Raw genomic sequence first — 24894 nt, forward strand, 5'->3', positions numbered from 1 at the left:
ATATCCTCTAGGGATTGGTGTTTCAGGGCATCGTCCGAGGACGGCTCAGCACCCAAACGGGGCGAGCGAAATGCCGATCAAGGCCGGGCTTATAGAGGAAGGTCGGCCGTAAAGCTAGGGTTCTGGGTCGGAAAATACGCCCGAAAAGGGCCCGAAATCAGCGATTTTCCCGCCAGCACGTCAAAAGCGAGGAGGCCTGCCCCCTTGCTACATAGGTCCCGGCCAGGCGCCGGACGCCCGGTCCCGGGGTCCTGGCGCTGCGTCTGACCGGATTCGGCAGGATCGAGGCCAAAAGAGCGGCTTCCCGGGGGGAAAGATTGGCTGCCGACTTGCCGAAGGCATAGGCACTGCCCGTCTCCGCGCCAAACTGGCCCTGCGGGCCGAGCTCGGCGATGTTGAGGTAAATTTCCAGGATCCGGTGCTTGGGCAGGACGAAATCGATCCAGAGCGCCAGCGGAAACTCCAGCGCTTTGCGGACAAAATCCCGCCCCTGCCAGAGGAACAGGTTTTTCGCGACCTGCTGTGTGATGGTGGAGGCGCCGCGGAATGGGGTGCCGTCCTCCTTGGCGTCGTCGATGGCCTCGCGCAGCGCGCCCCAGTCGATGCCGTGATGCTTGCAGAAATGGGCGTCCTCGGCCGCCACGACCGAGCGCGGCAAATACAGCGACATCGCCGCCAGATCGATCCATTCCCGATGCATCGGCGCGCCCGTCAGCGAGCGCCAGGCCATCAGCGTCGAAACCGGATGACCGCTGCGATAGAAGGGCGCGACCACATAGGGCGCGAGAGCCACGACCGCGAGCACCAGCAGCAGGATTTTAACGATGCGCAAATCGACCTTTCCGGCGCGAAATGAAACGTGGCCGCGGATGCCGTCATTAAGTCTGTGATAATTCGGGCCTTTTCCAGCACTTTTTAGGCCTTCCAAACGATTGACTGGGGCCGGCTCATAAAGGATTGTCCCGCCGAATTTTAGTTCTGGAGCCTTTCTTGATGACCGGCACGTCCCCGTCCGATTTCGCCAAACGTCTGGACACGACCGCTGATGACACCGAAGCCGTGCTCGGGCGCCTCCTGGCGGACGACATCCTGCACGATGAGATAGCTCGCCCCAAGCGACTGATGGACGCAATGCGCTATTCGAGCCTGAATGGCGGCAAGCGCCTGCGGCCGTTCCTTGTGGTCGAGAGCGCGGCCGTATTCGGAGTGCCCCGAGAAGCCGCGCTGCTCGCCGGCGCTGCGCTCGAATGCATCCACTGCTATTCGCTCATCCATGACGATCTGCCGGCGATGGACAATTCGGACCTGCGCCGTGGCCGTCCCACCCTGCACAGGCAGACCGATGACGCGACCGCGATCCTCGCCGGCGACGGCCTTCTGACGCTCGCGTTTGACATCATCACCCGCGACGAGATCCATCGCGACGCCAATGTGCGGCTGCTCTTGACGCGCGCGCTGGCGCGCTGCGCCGGCATTGGCGGCATGGTCGGCGGCCAGATCCTCGACCTCGCCGGCGAAGGCCGCTTCGGCGACCGCGAGCCGGTCGACGTCGCGCGCCTCCAGCAGATGAAGACCGGTGCGCTTCTGCGCTATGGCTGCATTGCCGGTGCGATCCTCGGCCAGGCCTCGCAAAAAGAATATCAGGCGCTCGACGATTACGGCCGTGCGCTTGGTGAGGCCTTCCAGATCGCCGACGATCTGCTCGACGTCGAAGGCGATGCGGCAGCGCTCGGCAAGCCCTCGGGCCAGGACGCAGCGCTGGGCAAGACCACCTTCGTCACCCAGCTCGGCATCGAAGGCGCCAAGCAGCGCGTGCGTGATCTGCTCGCGCGCGCCGACAGCGCCGTCTCGATCTTCGGCGATCGCGCCGCCGTGCTGCGGGCTGCCGCGCGCTTCGTCGCCGAACGCAAGAACTGACGTAGAGCACGATCTTCACCCCTCCCCGGTTGCGGGGAGAGGTCGGATTGTATCGAAGATGCAATCCGGGTGAGGGGGAGCAGACTGCCGCCGCTGCAACAGCGAGAGAGCCGTCACCATCATGGTCACCGACAAGGAAGACCCCGTCCTCGTCCGCTTCCGCCAGATGTCGCGGCCGATGCGGCTTATCTACGCTCGGCCGCGGGCCTTCATCTCGCTTGGTATAGGCATCCTCGTCTGCCTGCTTGTGCCGGGCTCGCTCCGGCTGACGACGCGGCTTGTGCTCGGCTGGGATGCGCTGATCGCAGTGTATCTCATGCTGGTCTACAGCATGATGCTGTGCAACGACCACCAGCACATCCGCCGTGCGGCTGCGATGCAGGACGATGGCCGCTTCGTGATCCTGCTGGTGACGGCAATCGGCGCGTTCGCGAGCATCGCAGCGATCGTCTCGGAGCTCGGTGCTCATCGCGGCGCTGCGGAGCTGACCATCGCCATCACCACGATCGCACTGTCCTGGGCCGCGGTGCACACGACCTTCGCGCTGCACTACGCCCATGATTACTACCGCCCCCCGCCGGGCGGCTTGCAATTTCCCAGTGGCGACAAGGAAGACCACGCCGACTATTGGGACTTCGTCTATTTCTCGTTCGTGATCGGCATGACCGCGCAGGTCTCCGACGTCGGCATCACCGACAAGACCATCCGCCGCACCGCCACGGCGCACGGCATCGTGTCCTTCATCTACAACACGGCGCTGCTGGCACTGACGGTGAATATCGCGGCGAGCGCAATCGCGACATGATCCCCGCGAGAAGCAGCGCTCTCAGTTGCAGACCTCGGCATTGGCATCGACGTGAGGGCCGCCGCCGCCACGATATACGAGGTGGCAGCCACGCTGGACCGGACGGCAGAGAAGATCGTTGCAAAAAATCTGACCACTGCCGCCCGAGGCGCGACCCGCGCCGGCCGCAGCGATGCCGCCCGCCGCTCCAGCGGCCGCGCCACCGGACTGACGACGCTGCCGTGCGGGACGGTCATCGCTGTCGTCGCGCTTGGCGGTTGCGGGCTTGGTCGGCTTTGCGGTACGCTGCTTCTCGCATTCATTGTCGTCGTTCAGCACAGTGCCGTCGCCACAGACGATCTTGGTGCACGTGTCGCCGTCGGCCTTGAAGCCGTGGTCGCAGACCAGTGGGCAGACGCGCGACTGCTTTGACTTGACCGTGTCGAGCGCATCCGTGCTCGCCACCTTCACGTCAAGCTTGGTGCCGGCATAGCGGTTGAACCGCGACAGCGACCGCTGCGAGGACGTATTCCAGCTGCCATCGGCCTGACCGGAGAAGCAGCCGACGCGACCGAGCTCGGTCTGCACCGAGCGGCTGAGATCGGCCGGCGCGCTTGCCGGCGTCAGCGAGGCAACGTTGGCGCCGGCGGGGCTCGCCGCGCTGGCGGGCGCAGCGCTCGGCGCGGCAGCAGCGAGATTGACGCGCTGCTGCTCGGCAGCCGCAGCCTGCTGCTGCGCCTGCTCCTTGGCCTTCTGCGCGGCAAGCTGGGCCTGCTCGGCCGCCTTTGCGTCGGCCGCAGCCTTGGCCTGCGCATCTTTCTGCGCACCAAGGGCGGCGAGACGGTCGCGTTCGGCCTCGGCCTGCTTCGCCTTATCGATCGCGGCGGCATGAACCTGCTCGGCCTGGATCTTGTCGAGCTGGAGCTTGGCAAGGTTCGCATAGAACCCGTCCGGATGCTGGGCCAGGAAGGCTTCCCACGCCGGCTTGTTGCCGACCTGGAGCGCGAGCTCGTAGTCGCGGCGCATATCGGCCTGCGGATTCACCGCGGATGCGGGCGCCGTCGCAGTCACGGGCACGGCCTTGACCGGCACCAGCGGCACGTCTTCGCCGCCGAGCGAACCGTAGACGAACGGCTCCTGCTTGTTGCCGGTCGACTTGAGCACGTCGTCGCGCACGAAGCCGAAGGCGCGGCGGACATCGAGACCCGGCGTCGTCAGATGCTTCGACAGGGCGATGGTGAACGGGCTGTTGGCGCCGTCGCCGTCCTGCGCCGTGAAGCCGGCCTTGGCCGAATAGGCGATCAGCGTGTTGGAGCTGGTCGGCTCGACCTGGGCCAGACCACGGCCGATGCCACGCGAGGCGAGCGTGCGCTTCATGGTCCTGCCGAACGGGTTGTCTCGGCAGGCGTCCAGGATCACCAGGCGAAGCTGCCTCGCAGGCTCGACCGCGACCAGAACGCGATCGAGCGAGAGCGCCTCGTCATAGACGTCGGTGTCGCGCTCGAGCTTGGCATCCACCGGGATCAGATAATTGGAGCCTTCGACCTCGATGCCGTGGCCAGCATAGTAGACCACGGCGATGTCGGCATCGCGGGTCGAATCGGCGAAGTCGCGCAGCACGCGCCGCGTGTCGAGCGCGGTCAGATCGTGGCGGGAATCGACGACATCGAAACCGGCGTCCTTCAGCGTCTTCGCCATCACCGAACCATCGCTGACAGGATTGGCGAGCGAGGGCGCGTGCTGATACGCCGAGTTGGCCAGCACCAGCGCGACGCGCTTCCCGGCGAAGGCAGGCCCGGCGCCGAACATCAGCGCAGCAGCGAGGACCAACGGGCAAAGTCTGAACAAATTGCGCATGACACGACTTCCAAAAATGCGGAGCAGTTCATACCCTCAGGACAGCCTTAGCAAGATCCGCCGCCCGTGCTTGTGATAGACGTCACGAAGACAGCGAAGGCGACAGGCCGAGGCCCCCTTTTGTTAGTCGCGCCAGTGCGTTGGCGGTTCGCCGCCAAATGCGTGCGAGCCGGTTTGCCCTAGGCATCCCCGACATGCCCCCGGTACTGCGGGAGATTGTCCGTGATCTCGTGCCACGGCGCCTTGGAGCCGACGAAAATATGGGCGCTGGGGCGAATCGTGGGGGCATCGACCAGGGTTCCCATGGCGACATGGACCCATTTTCCATCACGGACCCGGGAATAAAGCAGCGAGCCGCAGCAGGCGCAGTGCGCGTCATGGGTGGTGTCGTCCCCGTAGATCATCCGCTGGTCCTCGCCACTGACGAGGCGGAGCTTGCTGTATTCGACGCCGGCGAACGGCTTGAAGGCGGAACCGGTGGTCCGGCGGCAGTTCGAGCAGTGGCAGTTCAGCGCATAGGAAAACGCGTCCGTCACCTCGTAGCGAACGGCGCGGCAATAGCATTCGCCGGCAAGGATGCGAGCGTTCGATTTTTCTGATCCAGTCATGACGGGGCCCTCGCACAAATGGCGGAAGACACCCATAGCGCAATTCGATGCGTACCACTAAGTTCGCGGCACGCCATCGTTCAAAGGGATGCCCCATGAGCCAGAATCGTTCGAGCGTCGAAGCCGTCGTACAATCCTATTTCGACGGGCTCTACGAGGGAGACGCTGAAAAGCTCGGCGACGTCTTCCATCCATCCGCCGATCTGCGCTGGGTGGAAAAGGGCGAGCTGAAGATCCTGACCGTATCGGACTGGCTCGCCTGGGTACGCAAGCGCCCGTCTGCCAAGGCGGAAGGCAAGCCGCGCGAGGATTTCATCGTCACCATCGACCGCTCCGACGAAAAGACCGCCTTCATCAAGGTCAAATGCCAGCTGCCGCCGCGCTTCTTCACGGATTATCTGGTGGCGATGAAGCTCGCTGACGGCTGGCAGATCGTGTCGAAATCGTATCGGTACGATCTGAAGGAGTGAGGGCCCCATGCTTCTCGACCGCCGTTCCCTGCTCGCCTCGCTGTGCTGGATAGCCGCTTCTCCGGCTCTCGCCGCGGATGCGCCGCCTGAGCTCGAATCCTATGAGCGCGAGAGCGGCGGACGGATCGGGGTCTATGCGGAGAATCTCGCCACCGGCGCAAAGCTTACCTGGCGGGCCGACGAGCGCTTCGTGATGTGCTCCACATTCAAGGCTTCGCTCGCGGCCTGCGTGCTGGCGCGGGTCGATCGCGGCGAGGAGAAGCTGGCCGCGATGATCCCCTATGGCAAGGCCGATCTGCTGGAGTATGCTCCGGTCGCGAAGCAAAACCTGTCGGCCGGCGCGATGTCGGTCGCGGACATGTGCAAGGCAATCGTCGAGCTCAGCGACAACACCTGCGCCAATCTGCTGCTCGCGCGGATCGGCGGCCCCGCCGCACTCACGGCGTTCTGGCGATCGATCGGCGACACCATTTCGCGGCTCAACCATAACGAGCCCGAGCTGAACCGCTCGCCGCCCGGCGATCCCCATGACACCACGACGCCGGCGGCGATGGCCGGCAACCTCAAGCGGCTGGTGACGGGCGAAGCGTTATCGCCGGCCTCACGGGCCCAACTCGCCGAATGGATGGTGGGCTGCAAGACTGGCGCGAACCGGCTGCGCGGTGGCCTGCCAGCAGGCTGGAAGATCGGCGACAAGACCGGCAACAACGGCAAGGACGCGTCGGGCGATATCGCAGTCGCCTGGCCCAAACCCGATGCGCCGATCCTGATCGCGGCCTATACCCAGGGCGGCACGCCGAATACGGCGCAGATCGAGGCGGCGTTCGCGCGCATCGGGCGCATGGTGGCCGAACGACTGGTGTAAGCCGCTTTGCATTGACCTCTTGGCCGCTTCCGGGCCAAGACAGGCCATGATCGCAGCGAAATTTCAGACCTTCCTCATCCTGCTCACCGTACTGGCGGGCACCGCGCTGGTCGCCCGCCGCTTCAATATGGCGCCTGCCATTTTGCTGATGCTCTCCGGCGTCGGCCTCGCTTTTGTGCCTGGCATGCCGCCGGTGGAACTGCCGCCGGAACTGGTGCTGCTGATGGTGTTGCCGCCGCTGATCTACTCGGCGAGCGTCGCGATGAGCTGGCGCGAGTTCAGGAACAATCTGCGTCCGATCGTGCTGCTCGCGGTCGGCGCCGTGATCTTCACCGCGGCGCTTGTTGCGGCCGCGACGCATTACGTGATCGGCCTGCCCTGGAGCATCGGCTTCCTGCTGGGCGCCATCGTCGCGCCGCCCGACGTGGTGGCGCCGCTCGCAATCGCGCGCCGGCTGAACATGCCGCGCCGGCTCCTGGTCATCCTCGAAGGCGAAGGGCTCGCCAACGACGCCACCGCGCTGATCCTCTACCGCTTCGCGCTGGCCGCAATCGTGGTCGGGCATTTCTCGCTGCCGCTGGCGGCCGGTGAATTTGCCCTCATCGTCGCCGGCGAGATCGCCTTCGGCATCGGTGTCGGCTGGCTCTCTCTCCGCTTCCGCAAATGGTCCTGCGATCCGCAGGTCGAGCTGACGCTGTCGCTGATCACGCCCTATGTGTCCTACTGGCTGCCCGAGCATGTCGGCGGCTCCGGCGTGATCGCCACCGTCGCTTGCGGCCTCTATGTGAGTTGGAACGGGCCGCTGCTGATTTCGGCGTCGACGCGCCTGCAAGGCATCTTCTTCTGGGACCTCATCATCTATCTGATCGAGGGCCTACTGTTCCTGCTCACCGGTTTCCAGATGCGCGCGCTCTACGAGAAATCGAAGGCGTTCCCGCTCGACGACATCATGATCGCCACCGCCGTGGTGATGGTCGTCATCGTTCTGGCGCGTTTCGCCTGGCTCTACCCCGCGACCTATCTGCCGCGGATGCTCAGCAAGTCCCTGCGCGCGCGCGATCCGTCGCCGCCCTGGCAATGGCCGTTCGCGCTCGCATTCACCGGTGTGCGCGGCGCGGTGTCGCTGGCCGCTGCGCTGGCGCTGCCGTTCACGTTGCCTGATGGCGATGCCTTCCCGTATCGCGACCTGATCCTGTTCGTCGCCTTTGGCGTCATCTTCATCACGCTGATCGGCGTCGGCCTGACGCTGCCGCCGGTGGTGCGCTGGCTCGGCATCGCGCAAGCCGGCCGCAACGAGCATGTCGCCGAGCATGACGCCGAGATCGCGGCACGCCGCCAAGCCCTCGACGCTGCGATGAAATCGCTGGATGCATTGACGGAAGAGAAAGAGGTGTCGGACGAAGTGATGCGGCTGCTGCGCGCCCGCCACGAGATCCGCGTCAACCAGCTTCCGGACTCACTCGATCCCGCCCACCACGACGTCTCCGCCGCGGGCACCGCGCTGACCCGCGAGTTGATCGCCGCCGAGCGCAAGTTCATCCATGACCTCCTGCGTGACGGCCAGATCACCGACGAGACGCGGCGGAGGATCGAGCGCGATCTGGATCTGGAGGAGGCGAGTTTGGCGAACCGGGAGTATCAGGGAGCGCCGCTGTAGGGCGTGCAAGTCGCCGCGCCATCTGCTACTATTGCTGGATGACCAAGCAAGCCCTTGAGATATTGCTGGAACGCGTGTCGGCCTGGCCTGAGGAGGCTCAGGAAGAGCTGATGCGGTCCGTGACCGACATCGAAAACAGACATCTCGGCATCTACCGGCTCAGCGATGACGAAAGAAATGCCGTGCGTCGCGGCCTGAAGGATATGCGTGAAGGGCGGCTGGCAAGCGACGACGCGGTCGCCGCTGTTTTCAATCGCTACAGCGCATGAGAGTGCGCTGGTCCGAAAGCTCGCTTTCAGACATCGACGACATATTCTCCCATATTCACGAACACAATCGCACCGCCGCAGCTGCGGTGGTCGAACGCATCAAGGCCGTCGCCAGCCTCCTCCAGGATTTTCCCGAGGCTGGCCATCTCACCGACGAACCCGGCGTCCGCATGTTCCCAACCGTTCGCTACCCTTATCTCGTCTTTTACACAATCAATCCTGATGACGCCGAGATCGTGATTCTCCACGTGCGCCATGGAGCTCAGGAACGTCGGCCTTAGCGTCGTAAACCTACCGCTTCTCGCAATACGCCCGCATCGCTGCCCCCACGGCCGTCGCAATCAGCTCCTGCCGCTCCGGCGAATTCATTGCCATCTCCTCGTCACGGTTGATGATGGATCCGGCTTCCAGCAGCACCGCAGCACTCCGGGTCTGCGAGAGCACGACGAGCCCGTCATAGCGGTAGACGCCGACATCTTTGTCGAGCAGGGGATGCCGGTAACGCCCCATCAGCGGCAGGCTGTATTGTGTCGCATATTGCAGCCCGCCATCCTTCAACTGCCTGCCCAGCAGCCGGGCGAAGGCCAGGCTGGCGGCGAAGTGCGGATTGCGCTCGGACACGAACAGTGAATGGCCGCTGAAGCGGTCGCTGAAATGGCTCTTGGCGCCCTCGAATTCCCATTCCTCGAGCATCTTGTCGGGCACGGAATCGTGGTGGATCGACAGGAAAAAATCGGCATGCATCGCGTTGGCAATGCCGACACGCTTGAGCAGGCTTGCCCGCGCCTTGCCTTCGGTTACCAGCACGCGGGTCGCGGCAAAGCCCACCGACTTCAAGCGCTCTCCGATGAGCCGCGTCAAATGCAAGTTGAAGCCGAATTCCACGTCGTTGCGCGCGCTGGTCGCGCCTTGCGATTCCGAGGTGTGTCCGACATCGAGGATGATCCGGAATTTGCGCGGATCACATGTCTCCGAGGCAGGCGGTTTGATCTTGGCCCTTCCGGCCTTCCGCGCTCCGGCTGCCTGGCCATGGTCAGCTGACGAAACAAAAATCGGGATCAGCGAAACAGCGATAGCGGCGATGACGCGCCACGATATCTTCACACCGGACGTTCCCCCTTCACCGTCACGCGTGTGCCTGAGCGCGTATGCGGCCAGTAGTCCCACATGGCGCGGTGCTGGGTGCAGCGATTGTCCCAGAATGCGATGGCGTTCTCGGTCCAGCGGAAGCGGCACTGGAACAGCGGGTTCTCGGCGTGCTGGTAGAGATAGGCGAGCATCGCGTCGCTCTCGTCGCGCGGGATGCCGTTGATGTGGCGCGTGAAGCCGCGATTGACATAGAGCGCCTTCTTGCCCGTGACCGGATGAGTGCGCACCACCGGGTGCTCGGCGTTCGGATAGGAGGGGCGGTCGGCAACGCCGTAGTTCGCATAGAGCCCGCGATAGATCGGCTCGCCATCATGCAGCGCGGTCAGGCCGTCGAGATAGGCCTTCATGCGATCGGACAGTGCTTCATAGGCCGCATACATGTTGGCGAACAGCGTGTCGCCGCCGCGCAGCGGGCATTGCTTGATGTAGAGGATCGAGCCCATCGGCGGCTCGAGATCGCAGGACACGTCGGAGTGCCAGCCCTCGCCATTGGCGCGCGGCGAGTTCTTGTCGGCGTAGATCTTCATCAGCGCCGGATCTTCGTCCTCGTGCGGCGCAGCGGGATGGAAATGCAGTTCGCCGAACTTGCGGCCGAAAGCGAGATGCTGCTTCGGCGTGATGGTCTGGTCGCGGAAGAAGATCACGAGATTTTCGGCAAGCGCGCGGTGGATCTCGTCCATCTGCTGGTTGGAGCGGGCATCGTCGGAGACGAGCTTGCCGATGTCGACACCCGATATTTCCGCGCCGATGATGGGGGTGAGCTTTTCGACCGCGATGGTCTCGTAAACCGCGCCGTCTTCCGCCATGTGGCGATAACGCGGGCCTTGCTTGCCGGCGAGTGAGCTCATGGGGGTTCTCCCGATCGTTTTGATTGGGAGCATCGTAGCGCGCGATGACAGATACGCAATCTGCGCCGCAACCACACCTGTCGTCCCGGACAAGCGCAGCGCAGATCCGGGATCCATAGCCACAGGACGGTGTTTGGCGATGACTCGGAGTGACAGCTCGCCTTAACCACAAATTCCAGTGGTTATGGGTCCCGGCCTTCGCCGGGACGACAGCTGAGGGTGGAGCGCCAGCGGAGCTAAATCACTCCGCCGCGGGCGCGGGCACCTTGGCGCCCTGGCCGTAGCGCTGGTCGATGTAATCAATCACCAGCGCCTTGAAGTCGGCGGAGATGGTGGGCCCGCGCAACGTGCGGAACTTCTTGCCGTCGACGAAAACCGGCGCGGCCGGCGCTTCGCCAGTGCCGGGCAGCGAGATGCCGATATTGGCGTGCTTGGATTCGCCGGGGCCGTTCACGATGCAGCCCATCACAGCGACGTTGAGCTCTTCGACGCCAGGATATTTCGTCTTCCAATTCGGCATCTCGACGCGGATGAAATCCTGAATCGAGCTTGCCAGCTCCTGGAACGTGGTTGAGGTGGTCCGGCCGCAACCGGGGCACGCCGCAACCAGCGGCACGAAGGTGCGGAAGCCCATGGTCTGCAGCAGTTCCTGACCGACCTGCACCTCACGGGTACGGTCGCCGCCGGGCTCCGGCGTCAGCGAGATGCGGATGGTGTCGCCGATGCCCTGCTGAAGCAGGATGCCGAGCGCGGCAGAAGACGCCACGATGCCCTTGGAGCCCATGCCGGCCTCGGTCAGGCCGAGATGGATGGCATAGTCGGAACGGCTGGCGAGATCCTGATAGACCGCGATGAGGTCCTGCACCGCCGAGACCTTTGCGGAAAGGATGATGCGATCCTTGGGCATGCCGAGCTCTTCGGCACGCGCGGCCGAGAGCAGCGCGGACTGCACCATCGCCTCGCGCGTCACCGCGCGCACGTCGCGCGGATTGGCGGACGCGGCGTTCTCGTCCATCAGCTTGGTCAGCAGCTCCTGGTCGAGCGAGCCCCAATTGGCGCCGATGCGCACCGGCTTGTTGTTCTTGTTCGCGATCTCGATGATGTCGGCAAACTGGGTGTCGCGCTTGTCCTTGAAGCCGACATTGCCGGGATTGATGCGGTACTTGGCGAGCGCTTCGGCGCAGGCCGGATAGGCCGCGAGCAGCTTGTGGCCGATATAGTGAAAGTCGCCGATCAGTGGCGTGGTGATGCCACGCTTGGCCAGGCCGTCGCGGATGTGCGGAACGGCGGCAGCCGCTTCCTCGCGGTCCACGGTGATGCGGACCATCTCGGAGCCGGCGCGCGCGAGCGCTGCGACCTGGGCGATGGTGCCGTTGATGTCGGCGGTGTCGGTGTTGGTCATCGACTGTACGACGATCGGCGCACCGCCGCCGACGGCGACGTCGCCAACCTTGACCTGGGTGGTCCGGTGACGCGGCGCCGGGCCTGCGATATCGGAATCGAGGGGGTTTTCGAGCTTGTTCATGGGGTCCAAATATCAGGTTTTGGTGACGTTCAGCAATGCATCAGCCGGCGCCGCAGCGGATTGGCTGGGACGGTTAACCAGAAAAAGCCCAGCAATTACAAGGACGGCTGCCGCCCCGAAGGCCAAGCTTAGGGTGTCATGCATGATGAAATAGCTACCCACCACGCCAAACAAAGGGGTGATGAAGGTAAAAGCCGACAATTTGCTGGCCGAATAGGCCTTCACCAGCGCGAACCAAAGCGTGAACGTGGTTCCAACCACCCAGATCGCCTGGAAGGCCATCAAGGCGAATGACAGCGGCGACGGGGTGTGAGCGATGGATTCCCCGGACAGCAAGGCGGCCGCACCCAGGATCGGGATCGAGGTCGCGACCTGGTAGCCGAGCGCCTTCTCTGGCGCTGCGAAGCGCAGCCGCGTGCCCTTGGCGACCAGCGTGGTCGCAGCCCAGAGCGATGCGCCCGCGACGATCATGAGGTCGCCGAGCAGAACGTGCGAGTCCACATTGGCCTGCGGCACGCCGATCGCGAGCGCGACGCCGGCAAAGCTCACGGCCAGACCCAGCCATTGCGTGCTGCCGAGACGCTCGCCGAGCACCTGATAGGAGCCGAGAGCGACAAAGAATGGAGCGGTGTAGAGGAACACGACCGCGCGGGATGCCGAGGTCAGGCGCAGGCCCTGGAAGATCAGCACGAACTCGATGCCGAACATCAGCCCGGCGATCAGGCCAGGCTTCCACGTGCCGTCACGCTCGAAGAATTTGACGCCACGTAAGCTGCCGATGATGAACAACACCGGCAGCGCGCCCATCGAGCGGATCATCGCTTGCAGCATCGGCGGAATGTCCGGCAGCACCAGCTTCACCGCGATCTGGTTGAAGGCCCAGGTCAGGCACAGCATGAGCATCAGGGCGATGGCGCCAGCACTAAGAGGGCGGCTGGCGGACGATATGGCTTGAGGTGAGGACATGTCTTCCTGAGATCCGGCTTTGCGCCGTTGTTGCTTCAAGATTTTTTCTGGCAATGGGTGCAGACGCCCGTGATCTCCACCACGGACAGCTTTGGTGCGAAGCCGGACGCGCGCGCTGCGGCGTTGAGCTCCTTGGCAAAGGACCCTGACGGGATCTCACCGACGAGACCGCAGCGCTCGCAGATCAGGAACGCCACCGCCGAGGTCGCGTCATGGTCGTGGGCGGCGCAGGCGAGATAGGCGTTGCGGCTTTCGATGCGGTGCACGAGGCCGTTGGCCATCAAAAAATCGAGAGCACGGTAAACCGTAATCGGCGCCGGCCGTGGCATCGACTTGGCGAGCTCGTCGATCACCTCATAGGCGCCGAGCGGGCGATGGCTGGAAAGCAGTGCGCCCAGCACCTGGCGGCGTATCGGCGTGAATTTCTGCGACCGCTGCTCGCAAACCGCTTCCGCATGCGCCAGCGCGTCCGCAGTGCAGCGGCCGTGATCGTGGTCGGGCGTCGGAAATGCCGGCTTTGCGAGGGTCATTCGGCCCACCTTCTAGCATTTCGGCCGCGGAACCCAAAGCGCGACCGAGGATGCGGCGGTCAGCCATGCTTTTGCTGCGGGACAGCATCGCGTTAATCCGCCATGAAATAATCATAAGCTTGCTTATTATGTACAAGCTTATTGGAGACCAAGCTTATGACCCGCGGGTCTGTCGACCAGAACTTCCTGTTCACGCTCGGCGAGCTCTACCGCCTCTTGCGCGTCTATGCCGACAAGGAGGCCGCGCGCTTCGGCATCACCCGCGCGCAATGGGCAGTGCTATCCAAGGTCGAGCGCAGCGAGGGCATGAAACAGTCGGAACTCGCCGAGCTCCTTGAGATGCAGCCGATTACGCTGACGCGGCTGATCGACAAGCTCTGCGACAGCGACTGGATCGAGCGCCGCAACGACGCCTCGGACCGCCGCGTCAAGCGCCTCTACCTCAAGAAGGCCGGCCGTGCGCTGCTCGGCAAGATGAGCGGCCTGAAGTCGGAACTCACGGCGAATGCGCTCGACGGCATCAGCCCGGCGGACGCCCACCGTCTCCTCACCCAACTCGAAACCATCAAAGAAAACGTGCGTAACGCAATCCAGACGTCCGGAGCGGAACAAGCGCGTAAGGAGCAGCGCTATGGCTGATCAGGTTCTCAAATTCCAGCCCGAGCAGAAGATCGACAGCGGCAAGCCGACCAAGAAGGCCGGCACCAACCCGCGCCGCCGCTTCATCGCCGGCCTGCGCCGCTATCGCCGCTTCCTGCTGATGGTGGTGTTGCCTATCGTGGCCGTCATTGGCGGCCTGGCCCTCTATCTCAATGGCGGCCGCTATGTCGGCACCGACGACGCCTATATCGGCGCGCAGAAGGTGCTGGTGACACCCGACATCTCCGGCAAGATCCAGAAGGTCGTCGTCAAGGAGGGCCAGCTCGTCAAGCAAGGCGACGAACTGTTCGAGATCGATCCCGTGCCGTTCCGCCTCGCGGTGGACGAGGCCAAGGCGCAGCTGATGCAGGCGCAGACGACTTATGACAACCTTCGCGCCAACATCAAGATCTACGGCGACATGCTCGATCTCGCCCAGAAGGGGGTCGACCTGAAGCAGCGCGACGTCGAGCGCAAGCAGGCACTGGTCAAGAACAGCTACGGCTCGCAGCTCGATCTCGACAACGCCTCGAACGCGCTGGTCACGTCGGGCTCGATCGCACAATACGTCAAGCAGCAGATATCGACCGCCAAGACCCAGCTTCTCGGCGACACCGATCTGCCGCTGGAGAAATTCCCGCCCTACGCCCAGGCCAAGTCCAAGCTCGAGAACGCCGAGCGCAATCTCGACCACGCCGTGGTGCGCGCATCGATGGGCGGTATCGCGACCCAGGTCGAGCAGATCCAGCTCGGCCGCTACGTCACCGCCGGCACGCCGGTGTTCTCGATCATCGACGTCGCCCATCCCTGGGTCGACGCCAATCCGAAGGAGAGCGACCTCACTTACGTCACTGAGGGACAGCCCGTCACCCTCGAGGTCGACGCGTTCCCGAACCACGTCTTCAAGGGCAAGATCGGCTCGCTCTCGCCCGGCACCGGCGCGCAATTCGCGATCCTGCCACCGCAGAACGCCACCGGCAACTTCGTCAAGGTGGTGCAGCGAGTGCCGGTCCGGATTTATTTCGACGAGAGCGACAAATACGTGAAGAAGCTGAAGGCCGGCATGAGCGTCTATGCCACCATCGACACCGGCCACCAGCGTTCGCTCGCCGGCCTGCTCGGCCTGTCGGCGACCGCAAGCCAAGATAAAGACCAGGACAAGGACTGATCCGATGTCCGGCCCCAATGCCAGCCTGATGGTCCCCGGCCTGCGCCGGAACATGGTGACGATCTGCGCCATGACGGCGACCATCATGCAGGCGCTGGACACGACGATCGCCAACGTCGCACTGCCCTACATGCAGGGCACGCTGTCGGCCTCGCAGGACCAGATCAACTGGGTGCTGACCTCCTACATCGTCGCCGCCGCGATCATGACGGCACCGGTAGGCTGGATCTCCAATCGCTACGGCCGCAAGCGCATCTTCATCATCTGCGCGGCCGGCTTCACATTCGCATCAGTGCTGTGTGGACTGGCGCAGGACATCAACCAGATGGTGCTGTTCCGCCTGCTGCAGGGCGTGTTCGGCGCGGCCCTGGTGCCGCTGTCGCAGTCGGTAATGCTCGATTATTACACGCTCCAGGAACGCGCCACGGCGATGTCGATCTGGGGCATGGGCGTGATGATGGGCCCGATCATGGGGCCCTCACTCGGCGCCTGGCTGACGGAGACCTATTCCTGGCACTGGGTGTTCTTCGTCAACCTGCCGTTCGGCGCGATCACCGTGCTCGGGCTTGGCATCTTCATGGACGAGACCGACAAGAATCTCAGCCTGAAGTTCGACTGGTTCGGCTTCGCTGCGCTTGCGATCGCGATCGGCGCACTCCAGCTCGCGCTCGACCGCGGCGAGCAGCTCGACTGGTTCGAGTCGGTCGAGATCGTGACCGAGTTCATCATCTCAGGCATCGCCTTCTACTATTTCTTCGCCCATTCCTTCACGACCTCGCGCCCGTTCATCCAGTTCGCGCTGTTTCGGGATCGCAACTTCCTCACCGGCTGCATCTTCATGACCGTGATGGGCCTGGTACTGTACTCGACCATGGCGCTGGCCTCACCCTATCTGCAAAACGTGATCGGCTATCCCATCATGACCGCCGGCGGCCTGCTCGCGAGCCGCGGCTTCGGCACCTTTTTCGCCATGATGATGGTCGGCCGCATCATGCGTTACATCGAGGCACGCACGCTGATCATCTGTGGCCTGTCGCTAACGGCGGCCTCGCTGTTCCAGATGACCGGCTGGACCGATCAGACCCAGGTGCCGGAGATCGTCATCGTCAGCGTGATCCAGGGCTTCGGCTTCGGCCTCGTCTTCGTGCCGCTCTCTACGGTTGCATTCCTGACGCTGCCGAATCATCTGCGCACGGACGGCACCTCCATGCTGACGCTGCTCCGAAACGTCGCAAGCTCGGTCGGCATCTCGATCGTGATTGCCCAGCTGACGCAGGGCACGCGCAAAAGCTATGCGATCCTGTCCGAGTACATCAACCCGTTCAACCACGCGCTGCAGATGCCGGATGTCCGCGGCATGATCAACCTCTCCACCGATGCCGGCCGTGCCATGGCCGACCGTATGGTCGGCGTGCAGGCGCAGATCATCGCGTTCGCGCACGACTATATGCTGGTGATGATCTTCATCCTCTGCACCATCCCGCTGGCGCTGATGATTGGCTCGACCAAGGCCTCGCTGCGCAAGCAGGCGGCGGGGCCGGAACATGCGGTGATGGAGTAGTTTGCTGTCGTTGGAGTTAAGCCAGAGCGTCAATCTCCGCCGTCGTCCCGGCGAAGGCCGGGACCCATACGCCGCAGCAATAGTTTTGCGAAGATTCGGAGTTACCAGCTCGTCCTGCAACCACTCCCTGTGGTTATGGGTCCCGGCCTTCGCCGGGACGACACCGAGAATGTGGAGCGGGCCGCCGCGCCTCATTCCCACCATCCCGCTACAACAACTCCTCGCACCCCAGATCCTCGACCGCCATCATCACCCGCTCCAGATTGTTCCACCAAATGCCCGGCGGGATGTTGATGCTCCATTGCCAGACCGGCTTGGTGATGTGCCAGAGCACCGACAAGCGATAATCCTGGTCGAGCGCGCCGCGCGTATAACCGGCTACCCCATGCGCGAGTAGCGTCTCGTGATAGCGGTTGAGCAGCGCCCGCTCGAGCGCCTGCCGGCGCTCCGGATACCATTGGATCGCCATCATGTAGGCGAGGTCGCTGGTGGGCACGTTGATGCCCCACAGGTCAAAATCGAAGATGCGTACGGTGTTCGCGACGCCGGCACGCGGCAGCAGAAAATTCCAGGTATGCGCATCGCCGTGAGTGATCGTGACGTGGCGGCGCGAATGGTAGCGCTGGGATAACCGGGCCGACTGCTCGATGAGACGACGGTAGAGGATACGTCGCTCCTCGCTGAGGCGGTCGCCGAGCTGATCGGCGAAGCGGTCATAATGACCGGCGAAGGCCTCCATGCGTGTCGCGCTGTCCTCGATGCTTGCCCAGGTGCCAACGGTCTCGCCGAGGCCCGCATGATTCCACCACGCCGCATGCATGCGCGCCAACGTCGTCACAATAGCCATCGCCTGATCGCACGACGGCGGCAGCGTCGGTACCGTCGCGAGTTCATGGCTATCGGTGAGGTCTTCGAGCAGGAGATGCCAAGCCCCGCTTTCCTCGTCGAAATGCCCATCGAAGCAGCGCGGCACAAGTCCTGGCGGCATGTTCGGCACGAGCTGCGTGTAAAAGCCCACTTCGTGCTCGCCGCGATCTGCAAGTGTCTTGGCGAAGTCAGAATGCGCCATCTTCAGGATCAGCGATTGCGGGGCACCAGCGGATTCCCCGACATAGCGCAGGCCGATCCGGACGATATGTGACACCACGGTGTCGCGCTCATGCAGCACCTTCACCTCGCGCACGGCGCCGGCGTCCAGCGCGCCGGCTTTGCGCAGCGCGGCTGTGAGGTAACTGGGCTCAGCGACCGCCGGCAGTTGTGAGGATGTCATGAGCGCCCCCCAGTGCTGCAGCCATTCTGCATGATCACTTGGGGAAGCGCCAGCAGCATCGGCCGCCGGACGTGGCGGCCTGGTGGCTTCACACGTCGAAGAACACCGTCTCGTTGTCGCCTTGCAGGCGCAGGTCGAGGCGATAGACCGGCTTGCCGGCCTCGCGCACCGCGATCAGCGTGGCGTGGCGGTCGGCCGGCACCAATCCCAGCACGGGATCCGCGCCGTTGCCGGCCTCGTCGCTGAAATAGATGCGGGTGTAGAGATGCCGCAGCATGCCGCGCGCGAACACCGCCAGAACGACATGCGGCGCCTGCGGCTTGCCATCGGGATCGGGCACAACGCCCGGCTTGATGGTGTCGAAGGAATAATTGCCGTCCTTATCGGTGCCGCAGCGGGCAAAGCCGCGAAAGCTGGCGTTCGGCAGTGCGCGCTTGTCCTGCGGGTCGGCGAAGCGCCCTTGCGCGTCCGCCTGCCAGATCTCCAGCATGGCGTCAGGCACGACGACACCGTCGCCGTCGAACACCCGGCCTTCGATGCGGACGCGGTCGCCGGAGACGTCGGGCGTCAGCGTCGAATTGGTGAACGCGTCGTTCCAGGAATATTCGCCGGTCGGCGTCAGGCCGTATTTGAAGAACGGACCGACCGTCTGCGATGGGGTGATACCGTTGGGTTTCGCAGAATCCTGCACGTTACTTGGTCTCCATGGGGGTGGCGTTCTTGCCGCGCAGCACGATGTCGAAGCGATAGCACAGCGCCCATTCGGGCTTGGTATTCTCCAGGTCGAATGACGAGACCATGCGCATCCGCGCCTTCTCGTCCGGGACCGAGTTGAAGATCGGATCGAACGGGAACAGTGGGTCGCCCGGGAAATACATCTGCGTCACCAGGCGCGTGACGAAGGAATGGCCGAACACCGAGAGATGGATGTGGGCGGGGCGCCAGGCATTGTGGTGGTTGCCCCAGGGATAGGCGCCCGGCTTGATGCTGACGAAGCGGTAATAGCCGGCGGCATCGCTCACGGTGCGGCCCGCGCCGGTGAAGTTGGGATCGAGCGGCGCCGGATGCTGATCGCGGACATGGACGTAGCGGCCGCAGGCATTGGCCTGCCAGATCTCGACCAGGGAGTCCGGCACGCCGCGGCCGTCCTCGTCGCGGACATGGCCGTGCACGATGATGCGCTCGCCGAGCGGCTCGCCCTTGTGCTGAGTGGTGAGGTCATTGTCGCCGTCGCGCACGGTCTCGTGGCCATAGACCGGGCCGGTCAGTTCCGACAAGGTGTGGCGCATCGGGATCAAGGGCTTGTTCGGCGCGCGCTTGATCGAGCTCTTGTATTCGGGCGACAGCGGCTGCGGATGCGCCTTGTTGCTATCGACGGGATAGATGAATGTCATTGGCAAACTCCTCCCCGGCCATTTTGGGCCAGCCGGACAACATTTGCGCCAATCATTATAGAACATAACTAACCAGGGGAAGCCGGTTTAAGGTCTTCCATAACTGGTCATTCCGGGGCAGCCGACAGGGCTGAACCCGGAATCTCGAGATCCTCAGGTGCGCAAATGCGCACCATAGTTCGGTGCAAGCGCACCGCCCCGGGATGACGAGACGCTACGCGTCTCGTCAATTCAGCTTCTCGATTGCAACGGCCACACCCTGGCCGACGCCGACGCACATGGTGGCGAGGGCAAGCTTGCCGCCGCGCTTCTCCATGCCGTGCACGGCGGTGAGCGCGAGGCGCGCGCCGCTCATGCCGAGGGGATGACCGAGCGCGATGGCGCCGCCATGCGGGTTGACGAAATCGGCGTCATCGGCGACGCCGAGCTGGCGCATGCAGGCGATGCCCTGGGACGCGAAGGCTTCGTTGAGCTCGATCAGGTCGAAATCGGTGATCTTCTTGCCGAGCCGCTCCATCAGCTTGCGGGTCGCGGGGACAGGTCCAATGCCCATGATCCGCGGCGGCACGCCCGCCGAGGCGAGGCCGAGGATGCGGGCGCGGGGCGTCAGGCCGTGCTTTTTCACCGCGGCTTCGGAGGCCAGGATCATCGCGGCGGCGCCGTCATTGACGCCGGACGCATTGCCGGCGGTCACGGTGCCGGGATTGCGCACGATCGGCCTCAGCTTGGCGAGAGCTTCGAGCGTAGTCTCGGGACGCGGATGCTCGTCCTTGTCGATCGTGATCGGACCGGCCTTGCCACCGGGAATGGTGATCGGGAGAATCTCTTCGGCGAAATAGCCGGCTGCGATCGCCTTACCGGCGCGTTGCTGCGAGCGGATGGCGAAGGCATCCTGGTCTGCGCGCGAGACCTGGAATTCCTCGGCGACGTTCTCGCCGGTTTCTGGCATCGCATCGACGCCATACTGCGCCTTGAGCAGCGGATTGATGAAACGCCAGCCGATGGTGGTGTCGAAGATCTCGGCCGATCGCGAGAAGGCTTCCTGAGCCTTGCCCATCACGAAGGGCGCGCGGGTCATGGATTCGACACCGCCGGCAATCGCAAGCTCGATCTCGCCGGACCGGATGGCGCGGCCTGCCGCACCGACAGCATCGAGGCCGGAGGCGCAGAGCCGGTTCAGGGTCTGGCCGGGAACCGAATCCGGAAGCCCTGCGAGCAGCAGCGCCATGCGCGCGACGTTGCGGTTGTCCTCACCGGCCTGGTTGGCGCAGCCGAAGAAGACTTCATCGACCTGCGCCCAGTCGAGATTGGGGTGCTTGGCCATCAGCGCCTTGATCGGGGCTGCCGCGAGGTCGTCGGCGCGCACCTTGGCAAGCGAGCCGCCGAAACGGCCGATCGGGGTCCGCACGGCATCGCAGATAAAGACGTCACGCATCGCTGTTCTCCCTGAATGCCGCGGTTCGGCCAGAATTCTTCAATGCCGGCGGAGTTTTAGGAGGACGCCCGCGGCAGGTCAATTGACGGTTTCTTGCGTATTCCCGGGGTGCGCACGTCGCCAGCGCATGCCGCGGTGCGGACAACGTGGAAAACCTCCTCTCCCCGGCCAAAGCGATAGGAGCACGGGCCGAAATTTTGTAGGTTGCGCCGCCCATGACAATGCAACAGCCCATCCAAGCGCCAGAGCCTGAACCCACCCCCGCGCCGCAGGCGGAAGCCGCCGCGCGAGTCACGCCAATGATGGAACAGTACCTGGAGATCAAGGCGGCGCATCAGGGCCTGCTGCTGTTCTACCGGATGGGCGATTTCTACGAGCTGTTCTTCGAGGACGCCGAGATCGCCTCGAAGACACTCGGTATCGTGCTGACCAAGCGCGGCAAGCATCAGGGCAACGACATCCCGATGTGCGGCGTGCCGGTCGAGCGCTCCGAGGATTATCTGCATCGCCTGATCAGCGCCGGCCACCGGGTTGCCGTGTGCGAGCAGACCGAGGATCCCGCCGCGGCGAAAGCGCGCGGCAACAAGAGCGTCGTGCGCCGCGGCGTTGTCCGGCTGGTCACGCCGGGCACGTTGACCGAGGACACGCTGCTCGATGCGCGCGCCAACAATTATTTGCTGGCGATTGCGCGAGCGCGCTCGTCGGCCGGCGGCGACCGTTTCGGGCTTGCCTGGATCGACATTTCGACTGCCGAATTCACGGTGACGGAAGTTTCGGGCGGTGAGCTCGCCGCGACGCTGGCGCGCATCAACCCGAACGAAGCCATCGTCACCGACGGGCTTTATAGCGACAACGAGCTCGGACAGACCCTGCGCGAGCTGCCGGCGGTGACGCCGGTGACCCGCGACGTCTTCGATGGCGCCACCGCCGAGAAGCGCCTGTGCGACTATTTCGCCGTCGCGACCATGGACGGGCTGGCGCAGCTCTCGCGGCTGGAGGCCACGGCTGCTGCCGCCGCCGTCACCTATGTCGACCGCACCCAGGTCGGCAAGCACCCGCCGCTGTCGCCGCCCGCGCGCGAAGCCTCGGGCGCGACCATGGCGATCGATCCCGCCACCCGGGCCAATCTCGAACTGACGCGAACGCTTGCCGGCGAACGCCGCGGCTCGCTGCTCGATGCCATCGACTGCACGGTGACGTCGGCCGGCTCGCGCCTGCTGGCACAACGGCTCGCCGCGCCTTTGACCGACGCGCCCGCGATCGCACGACGGCTCGACGCCGTCAGCGCCTTCGTCGCGGACTCAGCCACGCGCGAGGACATCCGCAGCATCCTGCGCGGCGCACCCGATATGTCGCGCGCGCTCGCCCGTCTCTCGGTCGGCCGTGGCGGCCCGCGCGACCTCGCGGGCTTGCGCGATGGCATCGTCGCCGCCGACCAGGTGCTGGCGCGCCTCGGCGAGCTCGACCAGCCGCCGCAGGAGATCGCCGCCGTCATGGCGGCGCTCAAGCGTCCCTCGCGCGAGCTCGCAGCCGAATTTGCCCGTGCGCTCGACGAGCAGCTGCCGTTGATCAAACGCGATGGCGGCTTCGTTCGTGCCGGTTACGAACCGGCCCTTGATGAGGCGCGGAACCTGCGTGATGCCTCGCGTCTTGTCGTGGCCTCGATGCAGGCGCGCTACGCCGACGCGACCTCCGTCAAGGGCCTCAAGATTCGCCACAACAACGTGCTCGGCTATTTCGTCGAGGTGACCGCGCAGCACGGCGACAAGCTGATGTCGGCGCCACTGAACGCGACCTTCATCCATCGCCAGACACTGGCGGGCCAGGTACGCTTCACCACCTCCGAGCTCGGCGAGATCGAAGCGAAAATCGCCAATGCCGGCGACCGTGCACTCGGGCTCGAACTCGAAATCTTCGAGCGGCTCTGCGCCAGGGCGCTCGAGATCAGCGACGATCTGCGCGCCGCGGCGCAAGGCTTTGCGCTGCTCGATGTTGCGACATCGCTCGCCAAGCTCGCGGTCGACGAGAACTATGTGCGGCCCGAGGTCGATGGCTCCCTCGGCTTTGCCATCGAAGCCGGCCGCCATCCCGTGGTCGAGCAGGCCTTGAAGCGCAATGGCGAGCCGTTCATCGCCAATGCCTGCGATCTCTCGCCGGCGCCAGCGCAAAAATCCGGCCAGCTCTGGCTGCTCACCGGTCCGAACATGGCGGGCAAGTCGACCTTCCTGCGCCAGAATGCCCTCATTGCACTGCTCGCCCAGATCGGCAGCTTCGTGCCGGCTACGCGCGCGCGGATCGGCATCATCGACCGGCTGTTCTCGCGCGTCGGCGCCGCCGACGATCTCGCCCGCGGCCGCTCCACCTTCATGGTGGAGATGGTCGAGACGGCTGCGATCCTGAACCAGGCCAGCGAGCGCGCGCTCGTGATCCTCGACGAGATCGGCCGCGGCACCGCGACCTTCGACGGTCTCTCGATCGCCTGGGCCGCGATCGAGCATCTGCACGAAAGCAACCGCTGCCGCACGCTGTTCGCGACGCACTATCACGAGCTGACCGCACTCTCGGCAAAGCTGCCGCGGATGTTCAACGCGACGGTCCGGGCGAAGGAATGGCAGGGCAATGTCGTGTTCCTGCACGAGGTGTTGCCCGGCTCGGCCGACCGCTCCTACGGCATCCAGGTGGCCAAGCTCGCCGGCCTGCCGCCAGCTGTGATCACGCGCGCGAAATCGGTGCTGGCAAAGCTCGAGGCGCAGGACCGCGGCCAGACTGCGCGCGCGCTGGTGGATGATCTGCCGCTGTTCGCCGTCCCCTCGCGGGCCGCCGCAGAAGCCGCGCCGCCGACCGAAGCAGAGCTATTGATGGATGCCGTGAAGACGCTCCACCCGGACGAGATGTCCCCGCGCGAGGCGCTGGATGCGCTCTATGCGCTGAAGGCCAAGCTGGCAAAGCAGTAACGGTGCCGTAGGGTAGGTTAGCGCAGCGTAACCCACCGCAGTCTGTCCGCGCGGAAAGCAAGCCGGTGGATTACGCTTTTCGCTAATCCACCCTACGAAACCACCGCCAGCCGCTTCCTTCGCCCGTTCCACCACAACGTCAGATTCCAAACGATGCAGGTCGCAAGCGCGAGGCTGAGGCCGATCGCGGAACCGAAATTGGCGGCGCCGACATGCAACACCGCGATCGCCATGCCGAAGCCGAGCAGGCCCCAGGCGGAGTTGGCGAGCACCGCGGCGGTCGGCGGGCCGCCGATGCGCGGATGCAGGATCACCATCATGCTGGTGAACACGATCGGATAGAGCGCAATCACGCCGGAGACGCGCGGGCCGACCCAGCCTGAGGTCGAGACCACGATCGCAACGAGCGTTGCCACCAGCGAGGCGCGGAACGGAATGTCGTACCAGCGGCGCGTCACCAGCGGCATCTTCACATGGCGGTACTGTGCGAGCAGAGGAATGCAGATGCCAAAGGCGACCAGGTTAACGGCGAGCCCGGCCGTCAAAGTCCAGTCGAACAGACGGATGATGGATGCAAGCACAAGCCACACCGCCACCGCGCTTCCGACACTCGCGGCGAAGCTATGCCGCTGCGCCAACACGACGTAGGTCAGCCCCAGGAAGATCGTTGCCGCGTTGACCGGAAGGCTCGACAGCGCCCCCTGCGCAACGAAGGCAGCGTCATGGTCGATCGCGAGGAAGACATAGGAAGGCCCTGCCGAGATCGGCAGCGTCGCCACCAGCGCACCGATCACCGGGCCGGAGCGCTCGGTGATAACAGACGCCGACACCACGAAGGCGGCCGCAACCGCCATCCGTAGCAGGAGGAAGAGGATGTAGGACAGTTCGGCGGGCATACAATCTGTCGTCCCGGCGGAGGCCGGGACCCATAATCACGACTGTGCGTTGGGAGCGAAAGTCGTCGGGCGGCAACGCTTCAATCGATGGGACACGGCGTATGGGTCCCGGCTTTCGCCGGGACGACGCAA

At 64.5% G+C, this 24894-nt stretch carries 24 protein-coding genes; 11 read left to right on the top strand and 13 right to left on the bottom strand.

The genetic code is table 11. From position 1 onward, the window contains the following. Nucleotides 1-157: 157 nt before the first annotated feature. Nucleotides 158-832, bottom strand: coding sequence for a monofunctional biosynthetic peptidoglycan transglycosylase (gene mtgA, locus YUA_RS0114860; RefSeq protein ID WP_027531417.1), 675 nt, complete (start codon nt 830-832; stop codon nt 158-160). A gap of 161 nt (nt 833-993) precedes the next feature. Here mtgA and YUA_RS0114865 point away from each other — a divergent pair, with 161 nt between their 5' ends. Then, nucleotides 994-1917, top strand: a complete 924-nt coding sequence (locus YUA_RS0114865) for a polyprenyl synthetase family protein (RefSeq protein ID WP_027531418.1) — start codon at nt 994-996, stop codon at nt 1915-1917. Nucleotides 1918-2038: 121 nt separating this feature from the next. Beyond that, nucleotides 2039-2722, top strand: coding sequence for a DUF1345 domain-containing protein (locus YUA_RS0114870; protein WP_027531419.1), 684 nt, complete (start codon nt 2039-2041; stop codon nt 2720-2722). A gap of 21 nt (nt 2723-2743) precedes the next feature. Here YUA_RS0114870 and YUA_RS0114875 read toward each other — a convergent pair whose 3' ends face one another. Together YUA_RS0114875 and YUA_RS0114880 are read right to left on the bottom strand one after the other, a co-directional pair. Further along, on the bottom strand, nt 2744-4558 hold the full coding sequence (locus YUA_RS0114875) for a caspase family protein (RefSeq protein ID WP_027531420.1): 1815 nt from the start codon (nt 4556-4558) through the stop codon (nt 2744-2746). 179 nt (nt 4559-4737) lie between these two features. After that, the gene (locus YUA_RS0114880) at nt 4738-5166 is read right to left on the bottom strand and encodes a GFA family protein (RefSeq protein WP_027531421.1); all 429 of its coding nucleotides are present in this window, start codon (nt 5164-5166) and stop codon (nt 4738-4740) included. Between the two features lie 95 nt (nt 5167-5261). Here YUA_RS0114880 and YUA_RS0114885 point away from each other — a divergent pair, with 95 nt between their 5' ends. From YUA_RS0114885 to YUA_RS44010, 5 genes are read left to right on the top strand one after another with little or no spacing between them, the layout of a single operon-like run. After that, on the top strand, nt 5262-5636 hold the full coding sequence (locus tag YUA_RS0114885) for a nuclear transport factor 2 family protein (RefSeq protein ID WP_027531422.1): 375 nt from the start codon (nt 5262-5264) through the stop codon (nt 5634-5636). A gap of 7 nt (nt 5637-5643) precedes the next feature. After that, nucleotides 5644-6501, top strand: a complete 858-nt coding sequence (bla, locus tag YUA_RS0114890; RefSeq protein ID WP_027531423.1) for a class A beta-lactamase — start codon at nt 5644-5646, stop codon at nt 6499-6501. Nucleotides 6502-6547: 46 nt separating this feature from the next. Continuing rightward, the gene (locus tag YUA_RS0114895; RefSeq protein WP_084292570.1) at nt 6548-8158 is read left to right on the top strand and encodes a Na+/H+ antiporter; all 1611 of its coding nucleotides are present in this window, start codon (nt 6548-6550) and stop codon (nt 8156-8158) included. Between the two features lie 38 nt (nt 8159-8196). Further along, on the top strand, nt 8197-8427 hold the full coding sequence (locus YUA_RS0114900) for an enkurin domain-containing protein (protein ID WP_027531425.1): 231 nt from the start codon (nt 8197-8199) through the stop codon (nt 8425-8427). Beyond that, the gene (locus tag YUA_RS44010; protein ID WP_035971044.1) at nt 8424-8708 is read left to right on the top strand and encodes a type II toxin-antitoxin system RelE/ParE family toxin; all 285 of its coding nucleotides are present in this window, start codon (nt 8424-8426) and stop codon (nt 8706-8708) included. Before YUA_RS0114900 ends, YUA_RS44010 begins: the two co-directional genes overlap by 4 nt. Nucleotides 8709-8718: 10 nt before the next feature. Here YUA_RS44010 and YUA_RS0114910 read toward each other — a convergent pair whose 3' ends face one another. From YUA_RS0114910 to YUA_RS0114930, 5 genes are all read right to left on the bottom strand, one after another. Further along, nucleotides 8719-9510, bottom strand: coding sequence for an N-acetylmuramoyl-L-alanine amidase (locus YUA_RS0114910; protein WP_371259885.1), 792 nt, complete (start codon nt 9508-9510; stop codon nt 8719-8721). A gap of 17 nt (nt 9511-9527) precedes the next feature. After that, on the bottom strand, nt 9528-10424 hold the full coding sequence (locus YUA_RS0114915; protein WP_027531428.1) for a TauD/TfdA family dioxygenase: 897 nt from the start codon (nt 10422-10424) through the stop codon (nt 9528-9530). A 241-nt stretch (nt 10425-10665) separates the two neighbouring features. After that, the gene (gene ispG, locus YUA_RS0114920) at nt 10666-11949 is read right to left on the bottom strand and encodes a flavodoxin-dependent (E)-4-hydroxy-3-methylbut-2-enyl-diphosphate synthase (protein ID WP_027531429.1); all 1284 of its coding nucleotides are present in this window, start codon (nt 11947-11949) and stop codon (nt 10666-10668) included. A gap of 12 nt (nt 11950-11961) precedes the next feature. After that, on the bottom strand, nt 11962-12915 hold the full coding sequence (locus YUA_RS0114925; protein ID WP_027531430.1) for a DMT family transporter: 954 nt from the start codon (nt 12913-12915) through the stop codon (nt 11962-11964). A gap of 35 nt (nt 12916-12950) precedes the next feature. Beyond that, nucleotides 12951-13445 (bottom strand): Fur family transcriptional regulator, encoded by a 495-nt coding sequence (locus YUA_RS0114930; protein WP_027531431.1) that lies wholly within the window; start codon nt 13443-13445, stop codon nt 12951-12953. Nucleotides 13446-13601: 156 nt separating this feature from the next. Here YUA_RS0114930 and YUA_RS0114935 point away from each other — a divergent pair, with 156 nt between their 5' ends. The 3 genes from YUA_RS0114935 to YUA_RS0114945 are packed head-to-tail and all read left to right on the top strand — an operon-like array spanning nt 13602 to nt 16813. Beyond that, nucleotides 13602-14084 (top strand): MarR family winged helix-turn-helix transcriptional regulator, encoded by a 483-nt coding sequence (locus YUA_RS0114935; protein WP_027531432.1) that lies wholly within the window; start codon nt 13602-13604, stop codon nt 14082-14084. Continuing rightward, the gene (locus tag YUA_RS0114940; protein WP_027531433.1) at nt 14077-15252 is read left to right on the top strand and encodes an HlyD family secretion protein; all 1176 of its coding nucleotides are present in this window, start codon (nt 14077-14079) and stop codon (nt 15250-15252) included. The genes YUA_RS0114935 and YUA_RS0114940 overlap by 8 nt, the downstream gene beginning before the upstream one ends. A gap of 4 nt (nt 15253-15256) precedes the next feature. Continuing rightward, nucleotides 15257-16813 (top strand): MDR family MFS transporter, encoded by a 1557-nt coding sequence (locus YUA_RS0114945; protein WP_027531434.1) that lies wholly within the window; start codon nt 15257-15259, stop codon nt 16811-16813. Nucleotides 16814-17021: 208 nt separating this feature from the next. On the opposite strand, the gene YUA_RS0114950 is transcribed toward YUA_RS0114945, so the two are convergent. The 4 genes from YUA_RS0114950 to pcaF form a co-directional block, all read right to left on the bottom strand. Next, on the bottom strand, nt 17022-18083 hold the full coding sequence (locus YUA_RS0114950) for a phosphotransferase (protein WP_027531435.1): 1062 nt from the start codon (nt 18081-18083) through the stop codon (nt 17022-17024). Between the two features lie 88 nt (nt 18084-18171). After that, nucleotides 18172-18774 (bottom strand): protocatechuate 3,4-dioxygenase subunit alpha, encoded by a 603-nt coding sequence (gene pcaG, locus YUA_RS0114955; RefSeq protein WP_027531436.1) that lies wholly within the window; start codon nt 18772-18774, stop codon nt 18172-18174. Between the two features lies 1 nt (nt 18775). Then, complete coding sequence (gene pcaH, locus YUA_RS0114960) at nt 18776-19477, bottom strand: protocatechuate 3,4-dioxygenase subunit beta (protein ID WP_027531437.1); 702 nt, start codon at nt 19475-19477, stop codon at nt 18776-18778. A 226-nt stretch (nt 19478-19703) separates the two neighbouring features. After that, entirely contained in the window at nt 19704-20912 is a 1209-nt protein-coding gene (gene pcaF / locus YUA_RS0114965; protein WP_027531438.1) for a 3-oxoadipyl-CoA thiolase, read from the bottom strand. A gap of 215 nt (nt 20913-21127) precedes the next feature. On the opposite strand from pcaF, the gene mutS reads away from it, so the two are divergent. Then, nucleotides 21128-23866, top strand: coding sequence for a DNA mismatch repair protein MutS (gene mutS, locus YUA_RS0114970; protein WP_027531439.1), 2739 nt, complete (start codon nt 21128-21130; stop codon nt 23864-23866). A gap of 92 nt (nt 23867-23958) precedes the next feature. On the opposite strand, the gene YUA_RS0114975 is transcribed toward mutS, so the two are convergent. Continuing rightward, nucleotides 23959-24762: a hypothetical protein gene (locus tag YUA_RS0114975; protein ID WP_027531440.1), complete on the bottom strand. Its 804-nt coding sequence runs from the start codon at nt 24760-24762 to the stop codon at nt 23959-23961. Nucleotides 24763-24894 lie beyond the last annotated feature (132 nt).

The organism is Bradyrhizobium sp. WSM3983, from assembly GCF_000473045.1.
Lineage (GTDB): Bacteria > Pseudomonadota > Alphaproteobacteria > Rhizobiales > Xanthobacteraceae > Bradyrhizobium.

What these genes read in the sequence shown, in the direction of transcription:
- ispG (WP_027531429.1), bottom strand. Translation starts at nt 11,949, where the DNA reads ATGAACAAGCTCGAAAACCCCCTCGATTCCGATATCGCAGGCCCGGCG.
- YUA_RS0114935 (WP_027531432.1), top strand. Translation starts at nt 13,602, where the DNA reads ATGACCCGCGGGTCTGTCGACCAGAACTTCCTGTTCACGCTCGGCGAG.
- YUA_RS0114975 (WP_027531440.1), bottom strand. Translation starts at nt 24,762, where the DNA reads ATGCCCGCCGAACTGTCCTACATCCTCTTCCTCCTGCTACGGATGGCG.
- YUA_RS0114895 (WP_084292570.1), top strand. Translation starts at nt 6,548, where the DNA reads ATGATCGCAGCGAAATTTCAGACCTTCCTCATCCTGCTCACCGTACTG.
- YUA_RS0114915 (WP_027531428.1), bottom strand. Translation starts at nt 10,424, where the DNA reads ATGAGCTCACTCGCCGGCAAGCAAGGCCCGCGTTATCGCCACATGGCG.
- YUA_RS0114875 (WP_027531420.1), bottom strand. Translation starts at nt 4,558, where the DNA reads ATGCGCAATTTGTTCAGACTTTGCCCGTTGGTCCTCGCTGCTGCGCTG.
- YUA_RS0114950 (WP_027531435.1), bottom strand. Translation starts at nt 18,083, where the DNA reads ATGACATCCTCACAACTGCCGGCGGTCGCTGAGCCCAGTTACCTCACA.
- mutS (WP_027531439.1), top strand. Translation starts at nt 21,128, where the DNA reads ATGACAATGCAACAGCCCATCCAAGCGCCAGAGCCTGAACCCACCCCC.
- YUA_RS0114930 (WP_027531431.1), bottom strand. Translation starts at nt 13,445, where the DNA reads ATGACCCTCGCAAAGCCGGCATTTCCGACGCCCGACCACGATCACGGC.
- YUA_RS0114900 (WP_027531425.1), top strand. Translation starts at nt 8,197, where the DNA reads ATGACCAAGCAAGCCCTTGAGATATTGCTGGAACGCGTGTCGGCCTGG.
- YUA_RS0114940 (WP_027531433.1), top strand. Translation starts at nt 14,077, where the DNA reads ATGGCTGATCAGGTTCTCAAATTCCAGCCCGAGCAGAAGATCGACAGC.
- YUA_RS0114865 (WP_027531418.1), top strand. Translation starts at nt 994, where the DNA reads ATGACCGGCACGTCCCCGTCCGATTTCGCCAAACGTCTGGACACGACC.
- YUA_RS0114925 (WP_027531430.1), bottom strand. Translation starts at nt 12,915, where the DNA reads ATGTCCTCACCTCAAGCCATATCGTCCGCCAGCCGCCCTCTTAGTGCT.
- YUA_RS44010 (WP_035971044.1), top strand. Translation starts at nt 8,424, where the DNA reads ATGAGAGTGCGCTGGTCCGAAAGCTCGCTTTCAGACATCGACGACATA.
- YUA_RS0114870 (WP_027531419.1), top strand. Translation starts at nt 2,039, where the DNA reads ATGGTCACCGACAAGGAAGACCCCGTCCTCGTCCGCTTCCGCCAGATG.
- pcaF (WP_027531438.1), bottom strand. Translation starts at nt 20,912, where the DNA reads ATGCGTGACGTCTTTATCTGCGATGCCGTGCGGACCCCGATCGGCCGT.
- YUA_RS0114880 (WP_027531421.1), bottom strand. Translation starts at nt 5,166, where the DNA reads ATGACTGGATCAGAAAAATCGAACGCTCGCATCCTTGCCGGCGAATGC.
- YUA_RS0114885 (WP_027531422.1), top strand. Translation starts at nt 5,262, where the DNA reads ATGAGCCAGAATCGTTCGAGCGTCGAAGCCGTCGTACAATCCTATTTC.
- pcaH (WP_027531437.1), bottom strand. Translation starts at nt 19,477, where the DNA reads ATGACATTCATCTATCCCGTCGATAGCAACAAGGCGCATCCGCAGCCG.
- bla (WP_027531423.1), top strand. Translation starts at nt 5,644, where the DNA reads ATGCTTCTCGACCGCCGTTCCCTGCTCGCCTCGCTGTGCTGGATAGCC.
- YUA_RS0114945 (WP_027531434.1), top strand. Translation starts at nt 15,257, where the DNA reads ATGTCCGGCCCCAATGCCAGCCTGATGGTCCCCGGCCTGCGCCGGAAC.